Below are 12702 nucleotides of genomic sequence, written 5' to 3'. Positions count from 1 at the left end.
GAACCTCGGCCAAACCGCTGGCCGGGACATCAGCCGTAGACCGGGAATCGTCCGCAGATCTCGAGCACCTGCCGGCGGACCGCCTCGATGCGGTTCTGGTCCGTGATGTCCTCGAGCACGTCGGCGATCCAGTTCGCCAGCTGCCGGCACTCGCCCTCGCCGAAACCGCGGGTGGTGACCGCCGGGGTGCCGATGCGCAGCCCGCTGGTGACGAAGGGCGAACGCGGCTCGTTCGGCACCGTGTTCTTGTTCACGGTGATATTCGCGGCGCCGAGGGCGGCGTCCGCGTCCTTGCCGGTGATGTTCTTGGCGATGAGGTCGAGCAGGAAGAGGTGATTGTCGGTGCCGCCGGAGACGATCTTGTGGCCCCGGCCGATCAGCCCGTCGGCCATGGCCCGAGCGTTGTCGATCACCTGCTGCTGGTAGTCGCGGAACTCCGGCGCCATAGCCTCCAGGAACGCCACCGCCTTCGCCGCGATCACGTGCATCAACGGCCCGCCCTGGGTGCCCGGGAAGACCAGCGAATTGAACTTCTTCGTGATCTCGTCGTTCTCGCGGGCGAGGATCAGCCCGCCGCGGGGCCCGCGCAGGGTCTTGTGGGTGGTGGTGGTGACCACGTCGGCAACGGGCACCGGATTCGGATAGACGCCGGCGGCGACCAGGCCGGCCACATGGGCCATGTCCACCAGCAGCCAGGCGCCGACGCCGTCGGCGATGTCTCTGAACTTCTGCCAGTCCACCACCCGGGAATAGGCGGAGAAGCCGGCCACGATCATCTTCGGCTTGTGCGCCTCGGCGAGTTCGGCCACCTGGTCGTAGTCGATGTAGCCGTCCTCGTCCACGCCGTACTGGTGGGCGTCGAACAGCTTGCCGGAGAAGTTCGGCGCCGCCCCGTGGGTGAGGTGGCCGCCGTCGGAGAGGCTCATGCCGAGGATGCCGTCGCCGGGCTTCAGCAGGGCCAGATAGGCCGCGGCATTCGCCTGGGAGCCGGAATGGGGCTGCACGTTTGCGTAGTCGGCGCCGAATAGCTCCTTCGCCCGCTCGATGGCCAGCTGCTCGGCAATGTCCACGTACTCGCAGCCGCCGTAGTAGCGCTTGCCCGGGTAGCCCTCGGCGTACTTGTTGGTGAGCACGGAGCCCTGGGCCTCCAGCACCCGGGGGCTGGCGTAGTTTTCCGAGGCGATGAGCTCGATGTGCTCCTCCTGGCGCCTCGACTCCTCCGCCATGGCCGTGGCGAGTTCCTCGTCGAAGCTGGCGATGCTCATCGTCTGTGGGTACATCCGGTCCTCCGGTGTGTGGGCGGAAAATCCGGTAATTGTATGCCCCGGGCGGGCGAGCGTCACTGGGCGTCGAGCAGGCTTCTAACCACCGCTCGCCAGGCCCGGGCGAGATTCGGCCGGTTGTAACCGCCGCCGCCGGTGGCGAGCAGCCTGCCCTCGCAGTGCTCCGCGGCGATCCGCCACAGCCGGGAGGCGGCGAGCGAATAGGAGGCCTCCGTGTAGGCCAGATGAGTGATGGGGTCGCCGGCCATCGCATCCGCGCCGCATTGCAGGATGATGAACTCCGGCGGGTTCTCGGCCAGATAGGTCTCCACCTGGCTCCACGCCGCGCGGAACACGCTGTCGTCCGCGCTCGGGGGCATGGGGATATTGAGCTTGGTGCCCTCGGCGGCGCCCTTGCCGGTCTCCCAGCGATGGCCGGTGCCCGGGTAGAGGAAGCGCCCGTCCTCGTGGATATCGGCGAACAGCAGGTCCGGGTCGTCCTCGAAGCCGTAGAACACGCCGTCGCCGTGGTGTGCGTCGATGTCCACGTAGGCGATGCGCTTCAGGCCGTGTTCGCGGCGCAGATACTCCACGGCGATGCCGCAGTCGTTGAAAACGCAGAAGCCGCCGGCGCTGTCCCGGCGCGCGTGGTGCAGGCCGGCGATGGGCACGAAGCCGGTACGGCACTCGCGGGCCATGATGGCGTCCACCGCGTGCCGGACCGTGCCGACGACGGTGCTGGCCGCCTCGTAGACGCCGGGGAAGGCCGGGGTGTCGCCGGCATCCAGCCAGCCGTTGCCGGTGGCCGACGCTCTGGCCACGCGATCGATGTAGGCGTCGGTATGGAACAGGGCCAGAAGATCCCGGTCGCCGTCGCAGGGGTCGGCGTAACTCACCTCGATGTCCATGCCGGCCTCCATGAGACCGTCGTGGAAGACGTCGTGGCGGTCCGGGCCGAAGGGATGGTCCTCGCCGAAGCCGTAGCGGGCCAGGGCTCCGCCCTTGTAGACGCGTACGCGTTCCGTCATGGCGCCGCAGGCCTCCCCCCGCGCTGGCCAGCACCTGTGCCATCGCCGATAATGGGCGCCGGATTCACAAGATACCGGGACATGGCTCAATACATTTACACAATGAACCGGGTGGCGAAAGTGGTGCCGCCCAAGCGTTACATCCTGCACGACATCTCGCTGTCGTTCTTCCCCGGCGCCAAGATCGGCGTGCTGGGACTGAACGGCGCCGGCAAGTCCACCCTTCTGCGCATCATGGCAGGCCTCGACAAGGAATTCGAGGGCGAGGCACGGCCGCAGCCGGGCATCAATATCGGCTACCTGCCGCAGGAGCCCGAACTGGACCCGGACAAGGACGTGCGCGGCAACGTCGAGGAAGGCGTGGCGGAGACCAAGGCACTGATCGAGCGATTCAACGAGATCAGCATGAAGTTCGCCGAGCCCATGGACGACGACGAGATGAACGCACTGCTCGAGGAGCAGGGCAAGCTGCAGGACGCCATCGACGCGGCCAACGCCTGGGAGCTGGAGCGCCAGCTCGAGGTGGCCGCCGACGCGCTGCGTCTGCCGGAATGGGACGCGGACGTGACCAAGCTCTCCGGCGGCGAGCGCCGCCGGGTGGCGCTGTGCCGGCTGCTGCTGTCCAAGCCCGACATGCTGCTGCTGGACGAGCCCACGAACCACCTGGACGCCGAATCCGTCGCCTGGCTGGAGCATTTCCTGGAGGAGTATCCGGGCACCGTCATCGCCGTCACCCACGACCGCTACTTCCTGGACAACGTGGCCGGCTGGATCCTGGAGCTGGACCGGGGCCACGGTATCCCCTGGCAGGGCAACTACTCGTCCTGGCTGGAGCAGAAGGAACTCCGCCTGGCCCAGGAGGAGAAGACCGAGCAGGCCCGGCGCAAGGCCATGCAGGCCGAACTCGAGTGGGTGCGGCAGAACCCGAAGGGACGCCAGGCCAAGGCCAAGGCCCGGCTGCGCCGTTTCGAGGAGCTCTCCTCGCGGGACTATCAGAGCCGCAACGAGACCAACGAGATCTACATCCCGCCCGGCCCGCGCCTGGGCGATGTGGTGCTGGAACTCGACGGCGTCACCAAGGGCTACGGCGAGAAGCTGCTGATGGAAGACCTCTCCTTCAGTCTGCCGCCGGGCGGCATCGCGGGGGTCATCGGCCCGAACGGCGCCGGCAAGACCACGCTGCTCCGGATGATCACGGGCACCGAGGAGCCGGACGCCGGCACCGTCAGGGTGGGTGACACGGTAAAACTCGCCTATGTGGATCAGTCGCGCCAGAGCCTGAACGACGACAATACGGTCTGGGAGGAGATCTCCGAGGGCCAGGACATCCTGAAGGTCGGCAACTACGAGACCCCGTCCCGGGCCTACGTGGGCCGCTTCAACTTCCGCGGCGCGGACCAGCAGAAAAAGATCGGGCTGCTGTCCGGCGGCGAACGCAACCGGGTGCATCTCGCCAAGGTGCTGCGCGAAGGAGGCAATCTGCTGCTGCTCGACGAGCCCACCAACGACCTCGACGTGGAAACGCTGCGCGCGCTCGAGCAGGCGCTGCTGGAGTTCCCGGGCTCGGCCATCGTGATCTCGCACGACCGCTGGTTCCTGGATCGCATCGCCACCCACATCCTCGCGTACGAGGGCGAGAGCCAGGTGACCTGGTTCGCCGGCAACTATCAGGAATACGAAGAAGACCGCAGGCGGCGCTTCGGCGACCGCGCGGAACGCCCGCAACGCATACGCTACCGGAGGCTGAGCGCCTGAGGGGGACGGCATGAGTTTCTACCTGGACCGGGAACAGGGGCTGCACACGGCAGACGCGGGCCACTTCGCGCTGGAGTGTCCCTATTGCGACGTCTACGCGCACATGACGCCCCAGTCGGTGCCCGACGTGGACCAGCTGTTGCGCACCCGGCCCACCCGGGTGGGGCTCGTGTTCCAGTGCGACTCCTGCGCCGCGCCGGTATTCCTGCGCTTCTCGGTGCGCGAATACGCCGGCCAGCGCGTGGAGCTCTACAGCAACTTCGCCGAGCTGGAGCGGCCGAAGGAGAAATTCCCGTTCAACTACCTGCCGGAGGAGACCCAGGGCCTGTTCCGCGAGGCGCTCGGCTGCTACTCGGACGGCCACCTGAACGCCTTCGCCTCGATGTGCCGGCGCACCGCGGAGAGCGCCTTCGCCGCTGCCGGCGACGGCGGCAAACTCGCCGCTTTCGACATCGTCATGTCGGCGAAGAAGCTGGCGGGCCTGGACGACGAGATCTTCCAGCCGGCCCGGCGGACGCTGTTCGACGGCACGCCCGAGGACGCGCCACTGCCCGAGCTCGGCCGCGCCGAGGCGGGCGTGCTGCTGGAGCTCGCCAAGGACATGCTCTATCAGCTGTTCGTGCGCCGCTCCAAACTCACCCGCGCGCTGAAGGTGCGCCAGCTGTTCGTCCGCGAGACGCCGGACGAGCGCGATATAGGGTGAAATAAGCCGGGATGGCCGAGGCGCCTGGCCGTCAGCCGACGGCCACCCGGGCGTTGCGGAACATCCTCAGCCAGCCGCCGTCCTCGCCCCAGTCGGCCGGGTGCCAGGAATTCTGCACCGTGCGCGCCACCCGCTCCGGATGGGGCATGATGACGGTGGCGCGTCCGTCCGCCGTGGTGAGTGCGCAGATGCCGCCGGGCGAGCCGTTGGGGTTCGCCGGATAGACTTCCGTGGGCCCGCCCCGGTTGTCCACGTAGCGCACGGCCACCAGGCCCGCCTCTTCGCTGGCGCGGCGATCGCCCTCGCTGTCGAATGCCGCCCTGCCCTCACCGTGGGAGGTGGCGATGGGCAGCCGTGAACCCGCCATGCCGGCGAGGAACAGCGACGGCGAGGCTTCCACCCGCACCAGCGACAGGCGGGCCTCGAACTGCTCCGAGCGGTTGGCCAGAAACCGCGGCCAGTGTCCGGCACCAGGTATTAAACTTTTTAAACTTGCGAGCATCTGGCAGCCGTTGCAGACGCCCAGCGTGAAGGTGTCGCCGCGCGCGAAGAACGCGGCGAAGCGCTCGCGCATGGCCTCGTCGTAGAGGATGGACTTGGCCCAGCCGCCGCCGGCGCCGAGTACGTCGCCATAGGAGAAGCCGCCGCAGGCAACGAGGCCGGTGTAATCCGCCAGGCTGTCCCGGCCGGCCGCAAGGTCGCTCATGTGCACGTCCGCCGCCTCGAAACCGGCTGCCATGAACGCCGCCGCCATCTCGTGCTGGCTGTTCACGCCCTGCTCTCGCAGCACGGCCACCTTCGGCCGGGCACCCGTCGCGACGAAGGGGGCTGCCACGTCTTCTGCAGGGTCATAGGACAGCTCCGCGTTCAGCCCCGGATCGTCGTCGTCCGCGATCTGCCCGTGCTGCTCGGCGGCAGTCTCCGGGTTATCCCTGAGCGCCTGCATCCGGTAACTGGTCTCCGCCCACGCCTGCTGCAGCGGTCCGCGCTCGAAGGCAAGCGCCTCTCCGCCCGCGTGGATCACCAGGCGCTGGTCGTCCCGCAGCCGGCCCACCCGACGGACGCAGTCCGCGAGTCCCGCCTCGGCCAGCACCGCCTCCACGGCCTCGAGTTCGCTCTCGCGCACCTGCACCAGGGCGCCGGGCTCCTCGGCAAACAGCGCCCCCAGAGGACCGTTGGCGCCGTGCGGGGGCGTGAGGTCGATGCCGATCCGCCCCGCGAACAGCATCTCCGCGGCGCAGGCGAACAGCCCGCCGTCGGAGCGGTCGTGATAGGCCAGCAGGCGGCCCTCCCGGTTCAGCCGCTGCACGGCGGCGAAGAAGCCGCGCAGCCGAGCCGGATCGTCCAGGTCCGGCGGCTCGCCGCTCTCCAGGTTATAGACCTGTGCCAGGCAGGAGCCGCCCAGCCGGTCGGCGCCCGCAGACAGATCGATCAGCAGCAGGTGCGAGGGCTCGTCGCTCTGCCGCAGTTGCGGCGTCAGCGTCAGCCGCACGTCCTCCACCGGCGCGAAGGCGGAGACGATCAGGGATACCGGCGCCACCACCTGCCGGTCGCGGCCGTCTTCCTGCCAGGCCGTGCGCATCGACAGCGAGTCCTTGCCCACCGGGATGGCAATGCCGAGCGCCGGGCAGAGCTCCAGGCCGACAGCGCGCACGGTGTCGTAGAGCTTCGCGTCCTCGCCCGGGTGGCCCGCCGCCGCCATCCAGTTCGCGGACAGGCGGATGCGGCCGATGCCGCCGGTGTCACCGGTGTCGTCCGTGCCGTTCGGGTTGCCCGGGTCGCCAATGGCCGCCGCGGCGATGTTGGTCACCGCCTCCGCCACCGCCATGCGGCCCGACGCCGGCCCGTCCAGCAGCGCCAGCGGCGTGCGCTCGCCCACGGCCATCGCCTCGCCGGTATAGCCCCGGAAGCCGGTGCAGGTGACCGCCACGTCGCTGACCGGGACCTGCCAGGGGCCCACCAGCTGGTCGCGGGCGGTGAGCCCGCCGACCGTGCGGTCGCCGATATGGATCAGGAACGACTTGTCCGCGACCGTCGGATGAGCCAGCACCCGCGCGCAGGCTTCGGCCAGGTCGATATCGCCGGTCTCCAGCGCCGCCGCGGGCGGCAGGAGCCGCTCCGCCTCCCGGGTGAGCCGGGGCGTGCGGCCGAGCAGCATCTCCATGGGCAGGTCCACCGCCGGCTCGCCCAGCCAGCGGTCGGTGACGGTGAGCCGACCGTCATCGGTGATCTCGCCGAGTACCGCATAGGGACAGCGCTCCCGGCGACAGAGTTCGCCGAACTCGTGGAGGCGGTCTTCGGCGATCACCAGCACGTAGCGCTCCTGCGCCTCGTTGCACCAGATGGCCATCGGGCTCATGCCGGGCTCGTCGTTGGGCACCTCGCGCAACTCGAAGCGCCCGCCCCGCTTGCTGTGATCCACCGCCTCCGGCACGGCGTTGGACAGCCCGCCGGCGCCCACGTCGTGGATCAGCACAATGGGGTTGTCCTCGCCGCGGGCCCAGCAGCCGTCGATGACCTCCTGGGCCCGGCGCTGCATCTCCGGGTTGCCCCGCTGTACCGAGGCGAAGTCCAGTTCCTCGCTGCTGGCGCCGCTGGCGAGGCTCGAGGCCGCGCCGCCGCCGAGGCCGATGAGCATGGCCGGGCCGCCCAGCACCACCAGCCGGGTGCCCGCGGGCACCTCGCCTTTCACGGCGTGGCCCTCGCGTACGTTGCCGAGCCCGCCCGCGATCATGATGGGCTTGTGGTAACCGCGGCTCTCGCCGTCCGGCAGCCAGTCCGGCTGCGCCTCCCAGGCGCGGAAATACCCGGCCAGGTTCGGCCGGCCGAACTCGTTGTTGAACGAGGCCGCGCCGATGGGGCCTTCCAGCATGATGTCCAGCGCCGGCGCGATGCGGTCCGGCCGGCCGCTGTCGCGCTCCCAGGGCCGGGGCGCATCGGGGATGTGCAGGTGGGACACCGTGAAGCCGGTCAGTCCCGCCTTCGGCTTCGCTCCCAGGCCGGTGGCGCCCTCGTCCCGGATCTCACCGCCGGAGCCCGTGGCCGCGCCCGGGAAAGGGGAGATGGCCGTGGGGTGGTTGTGGGTCTCCACCTTCATCAGGATGTGCACCGGTTCTTCCAGGTAGCGATAGCGCCTCGTGCCCGGCTCGGGGATGAGCCGCGGCGCCCGCCAGCCCTCGATCACGGCGGCGTTGTCGCTGTAGGCGGAGAGGATGCCGTCCGGGCTGCGCTTCGTGGACTCCCGGATCATCGCGAACAGGCTCAGCGGCTGCGCCTCGCCGTCGACGGTCCACTGGGCGTTGAAGATCTTGTGCCGGCAGTGCTCGGAGTTCGCCTGGGCGAACATCATGAGTTCGGTGTCCGTCGGGTCGCGGTCCAGGCCGGCATAGGATTCGGCCAGGTAGTCGATCTCCTCGTCCGCGAGCGCGAGCCCCAGTTCGCCGTTCGCCCGCTCCAGCGCGGCGCGGCCTTCCGCGGCCAACGGGATCCTGCGCTGCGCCGCCGGCTCCCGGTGGGCAAACATGGCCGCCAGGTCGGCCGCATCCCGGAATACGCTCTCGGTCATGCGGTCGTGCAGGCGGTCCGCAGCGGCGCGCAGGATGCCCTCCTCCGCCCGCACGCCCGCCAGACACCAGGCGATGCCCCGCTCCACCCGCCGCACGGCGTCCAGGCCGCAGGCGTGCACGATGTCCGTCGCCTTGCTCGACCAGGGAGAGATGGTGCCGATGCGGGGCGTGGTCACCAGTATCGGGGATTCCCGGGACCCGGCCGGGTCGTCGGCCCGTGCGCCCAGCAGCGCTCCCAGCACCTCGCGCTCGGCGTCGTCGAGTTCCCGGTCCGCCTCCACGAAGTACCGGTAACGGGCTTCCAGCTCCCCGAGCCCCGGCAGCAGGGGTTTCAGCGTGTCGCGCAGGCGCTCGAGACGGAACGCGGAGAGGGCCTCTCCGCCGGCCAGCACGAACAGAACGGGATCCGGAGCGGAATCTGGAGAAAGGTCCGCCACGCCGCCCGGCCGGCTCAGGATTTGTCGCCCGGAGGCGAGTACATGGGCATCGGGAACTGGGTGACGTTGCCCCCCTCCGCCTTGCTGATCTTGCTCGCCCCCTGCTTCTCGACCTCGTCGATCCGCAGCACCGAGTGCAAGGGCAGATAGGTGCGGCTGACGCCCTCGAACTCGGCCTTCACCTTCTCCTCCGAGGGGTCGACCACCACGCTGCTGCGCTCGCCGAAGAGCAGGTCCTCGACGGTCAGGAAGCCGAACAGATCGCCGTGGCTGACGCCGCCGGCGTAGACCTCGTAGACCTTGCCCTGATTGACGAAAGAGATCCTGTAGATGCGTTTCGCTGACATGGCTCCGGGACGCTCCTTTTTCTGCGGGCGAGTGTAACCGAATTCCGCCGCCGGCTGCCGGCGGCAGAGGGACGGAATCGAGCATCCGGACGGAATTTCAAGGGGTTTCGGCGGATCGGCTGGCGTAAATGTGAACTGGGACAATGCCGCCGCGCTGCCCGGTCACCAGAATAGGCCACTGTCCGTCCGTGTACACGGAAGTCACGGCAACCGGGCGGCTCCTGGGCCCCACCGACAGAGAGGCCGACGATGGCACTGACACTCGAAGTAACCAGCCGCGCGCAGAGGGATCGGCTCGGCGATCACGTGGTCCGGCAGTTCGGCCGCGAGGGCGGCACGATCGGGCGCGCCGAAGACAACGACTGGCGCCTGCCGGACCCGGAGCGCTACATCTCCAGCCACCACGCCACCATCGACTTCCAGGCCGGCAGTTACTATCTCATCGACACGAGCATGAACGGGGTCTACATCAACGGCTCCGACGTGCCGGTCGGCCGTGCGAAGCCCCAGCGCCTGTTCGACGGCGACGTGCTGCGCATGGGCGAATACATCATCAGCGTCACCATCGACGAGGGCTTCGAGCTGCTGGCCGAAGAGGAAGACCACAGGAGCTCCATCGCCCGGGAAGACCTGGTGCAGCTGGACGACGACTCCGACGAATTCTCGCTGGTGGACGCGGAGGAGATCACCGGCGCCCGGGAACTGAGTTCGCGACTTTTCGGCGACACCGTCACCGACACCCACGTTCAGCGGCAGAAAACCGCAGAAAAGAAGTCCGCCCGGCCGAGCGCCAAGGTGACGCGCATGCCAGGGGCCGCCGGGAAGAAGCCCGCCAGGCCCGAGCAGCCGCCGTCCGCAGCGGCACGGGAGAGTACCCCGCTGCCGAAGGATGCCGTGGAGGCCTTCCTGCGCGGGCTCGGCATGAGCGCCGAGGATCTCGGCAATGCGGACAGCCGGCGCATTCTGCACAACGCCGGACTCGCGTTGCGCGAATTCGTGCTGGGCGCCATGGAACTGCTGCAGAACCGGGCCGCGGTCAAGAACAGCTTCCGTCTGGAGCAGACCACGATCCAGCCCGGCTCGAACAATCCGCTGAAGTTCTCGGCCAGCGCGGACGATGCCGTCCGCACGCTGCTCACGGGCAGCCGCAACGAATACGGGCCGGCGGTGGACAGCGTCCGCGAGGCCGTGCGTGACCTGAAGCACCACGAGATCGCCGTGATCTGCGCCATGCGCGAGGCACTCGACGACTTCGCCGACCGCTTCGATCCCGAGGACCTGGAGCAGAAGTTCGAGGGCACGCTGAAGCGCAATTCACTGTTCGGCGGCAACAGCAAGGCAAAGTACTGGGACCTCTACTCCGATCTCTACGAAGTGCTGACCCGTCACGCCGAGGGCAAACTGCCCGGCCAGTTCGGCGAGGACTTCGCCCGCGCCTATGCCGAGCACCTGGAGCGCCTCGAGCGCGACGCGCAGCGCCGCGGCGACGGTGACGACCGGGCCCGGCAGGCCGGCCGCTGAGCCTCCCTGTCGGGCGAGACCGCGCCGGCACCGAGCCGGCGCGGACCGTTCAGCGGTTGCGCCGGTTCTCGATCAGGTCGTCCACGACCCCCGGGTCGGCCAGCGTGGAGGTATCCCCCAGGTTGCCGTAGTCGTTCTCGGCCACCTTGCGCAGGATGCGCCGCATGATCTTGCCGGAGCGGGTCTTCGGCAGCCCGGGCGCGAACTGGATCAAATCCGGCGAGGCGATCGGGCCGATCTCCTTGCGCACCCACTGCCTGAGTTCGGCCAGCACCTCGTCGCTGGCCTCGACACCCTCCATCAGCGTCACGTAGGCGTAAATGCCCTGCCCCTTGATGTCGTGGGGATAGCCCACCACTGCTGCTTCCGCGACCTTGGGATGCGCCACCAGCGCGCTCTCCACCTCCGCGGTACCCATGCGGTGACCTGAGACGTTGATCACGTCGTCGACGCGGCCGGTGATCCAGTAGTAGCCGTCCTCGTCGCGGCGCGCGCCGTCGCCGGTGAAATACGCGCCCTCGAAGGTCGAGAAGTAGGTGTCGACGAAGCGCTGATGGTCGCCGTAGACGGTGCGCATCTGTCCCGGCCAGCTGTCCTTCATGATCAGGTTGCCCTCGGCGGGTCCGTCGAGGGTATTGCCGTCGTTGTCCACGAGGGCGGGCTGGATGCCGAAGAACGGCCGCGTGGCCGAGCCCGGCTTCAGTGGCGTGGCGCCCGGCAGCGGCGTGATCAGGATGCCGCCGGTCTCGGTCTGCCACCAGGTATCCACGATGGGGCAGCGGTCCTCGCCCACCACGTGGTAGTACCACTCCCAGGCCTCCGGATTGATGGGCTCGCCCACCGTGCCGAGCAGGCGCAGGCTCTCGCGCGACGTCTTCTTCACCGGCTCCTCGCCCTCGCGCATCAGCGCGCGGATGGCGGTGGGCGCCGTGTAGACGATGTTCACGCCGTGCTTGTCGCAGACCTGCCAGAAGCGGCTGGAATCCGGATAGTTCGGCACGCCCTCGAACATGAGCGTGATGGCGCCGTTGGCGAGCGGGCCGTAGACGATGTAGCTGTGGCCGGTGACCCAGCCCACATCGGCCGTGCACCAGTAGACGTCGCCGGGGTGGTAGTCGAACACGTGCTGATGGGTGAGCGAGGCGTACACCAGATAACCGCCTGTGGTATGCAGCACGCCCTTCGGCTGACCGGTCGAACCGGAGGTGTAGAGGATGAACAGGGGGTCCTCGGCGCCCATCTCCTCCGGTGGGCAGTCGGCATCCACCTCCTGCTCCGCCTCGTGCAGCCACACGTCGCGGCCGGCGTCCCACTCGATATCCGCACCGGTGTTGCGCACCACCAGCACCTTCTCCAGCGTGCTCACGCCCGGCTTCGCCGCCGCGGCATCCACGTTGGCCTTCAGCGGCACCTTGCGCCCGCCGCGCAGGCCCTCGTCGGCGGTGATCACCACGTTGGAGTCGCAGTCGACGATGCGCCCGGCCAGTGCGTCCGGCGAGAAGCCGCCGAAAACCACCGAGTGCACCGCGCCGATGCGGGCGCAGGCCAGCATGGCCACGGCCGCCTCCGGGATCATGGGCATGTAGATGGTCACCCGGTCGCCGCGCTTCACGCCGATCTTCTTCAGCACGTTGCCGAAGCGGCAGACCCGCTCGTACAGCTGGCGGTAGGTGATGGTCTCGTCACGCGACGGGTCGTCGCCCTCCCAGAGGATGGCCGGCTGATCGCCCTTGTCGTCCAGGTGCCGGTCGACGCAGTTGTAGCAGACGTTGAGCGTGCCGTCGGCGTACCAGCGAATGTGCAGGTCGTCGGCCGCGTAAGAGACGTCCTTCACCTCGGTGAAGGGCTTTATCCAGTCGATGCGCTCGGCCTGTTCGGCCCAGAAGCCCTCGTTGTCGGCGAGGGAGCGCCGGTACATGTCGTCGTAGGTTTTCTCGTCGATGTACGCGCGATCGCGGAAGTAGTCGTTGACCGGATAGATCTTGCTCATCAGCTCCCCTCCTCGATGACTGCAATATTCCTGGTACTCTTTCTGGTGGCTCTTTGTGGTGGCTCTCTCAACGTAGTGTAACGGATGGGCGCG

The 12702-nt window shown here is 68.7% G+C and carries 8 protein-coding genes; 3 read left to right on the top strand and 5 right to left on the bottom strand.

What is annotated here, in order from left to right:
• Window positions 1–29: 29 nt before the first annotated feature.
• Complete coding sequence (gene glyA, locus ACJMKZ_RS15905; protein WP_405234210.1) at window positions 30–1280, bottom strand: serine hydroxymethyltransferase; 1251 nt, start codon at window positions 1278–1280, stop codon at window positions 30–32.
• A 59-nt stretch (window positions 1281–1339) separates the two neighbouring features.
• Window positions 1340–2290 carry an acetoin utilization protein AcuC gene (locus tag ACJMKZ_RS15900; protein ID WP_405234209.1) on the bottom strand — a complete coding sequence of 317 codons (951 nt, stop codon included), beginning with the start codon at window positions 2288–2290 and terminating at the stop codon, window positions 1340–1342.
• Between the two features lie 81 nt (window positions 2291–2371).
• Here ACJMKZ_RS15900 and ettA point away from each other — a divergent pair, with 81 nt between their 5' ends.
• Both ettA and ACJMKZ_RS15890 read left to right on the top strand, forming a co-directional pair.
• Window positions 2372–4045 (top strand): energy-dependent translational throttle protein EttA, encoded by a 1674-nt coding sequence (gene ettA / locus ACJMKZ_RS15895; protein ID WP_405234208.1) that lies wholly within the window; start codon window positions 2372–2374, stop codon window positions 4043–4045.
• Between the two features lie 10 nt (window positions 4046–4055).
• Window positions 4056–4748: a hypothetical protein gene (locus ACJMKZ_RS15890; protein WP_405234207.1), complete on the top strand. Its 693-nt coding sequence runs from the start codon at window positions 4056–4058 to the stop codon at window positions 4746–4748.
• Between the two features lie 31 nt (window positions 4749–4779).
• Here the strand turns inward: ACJMKZ_RS15890 and purL are convergent, their stop codons facing one another.
• Together purL and ACJMKZ_RS15880 are read right to left on the bottom strand one after the other, a co-directional pair.
• Window positions 4780–8712, bottom strand: a complete 3933-nt coding sequence (gene purL, locus ACJMKZ_RS15885; protein WP_405234564.1) for a phosphoribosylformylglycinamidine synthase — start codon at window positions 8710–8712, stop codon at window positions 4780–4782.
• Between the two features lie 53 nt (window positions 8713–8765).
• Window positions 8766–9098, bottom strand: a complete 333-nt coding sequence (locus ACJMKZ_RS15880) for a DUF1820 family protein (protein WP_405224071.1) — start codon at window positions 9096–9098, stop codon at window positions 8766–8768.
• 249 nt (window positions 9099–9347) lie between these two features.
• Here ACJMKZ_RS15880 and tagH point away from each other — a divergent pair, with 249 nt between their 5' ends.
• Window positions 9348–10619 carry a type VI secretion system-associated FHA domain protein TagH gene (tagH, locus tag ACJMKZ_RS15875; RefSeq protein WP_405234206.1) on the top strand — a complete coding sequence of 424 codons (1272 nt, stop codon included), beginning with the start codon at window positions 9348–9350 and terminating at the stop codon, window positions 10617–10619.
• A gap of 49 nt (window positions 10620–10668) precedes the next feature.
• Here tagH and acs read toward each other — a convergent pair whose 3' ends face one another.
• On the bottom strand, window positions 10669–12609 hold the full coding sequence (acs, locus tag ACJMKZ_RS15870; protein ID WP_405234205.1) for an acetate--CoA ligase: 1941 nt from the start codon (window positions 12607–12609) through the stop codon (window positions 10669–10671).
• Between the last annotated feature and the right edge of the window lie 93 nt (window positions 12610–12702).

The sequence above is a fragment of the Lentisalinibacter salinarum genome (genome assembly GCF_040706555.1).
In the GTDB taxonomy this organism is placed as follows: Bacteria; Pseudomonadota; Gammaproteobacteria; order Steroidobacterales; family Woeseiaceae; genus Lentisalinibacter; species Lentisalinibacter salinarum.
The sequence above is the reverse complement of the archived record's forward strand: the minus strand, read 5'-3'. Positions and strand labels throughout refer to the sequence as shown.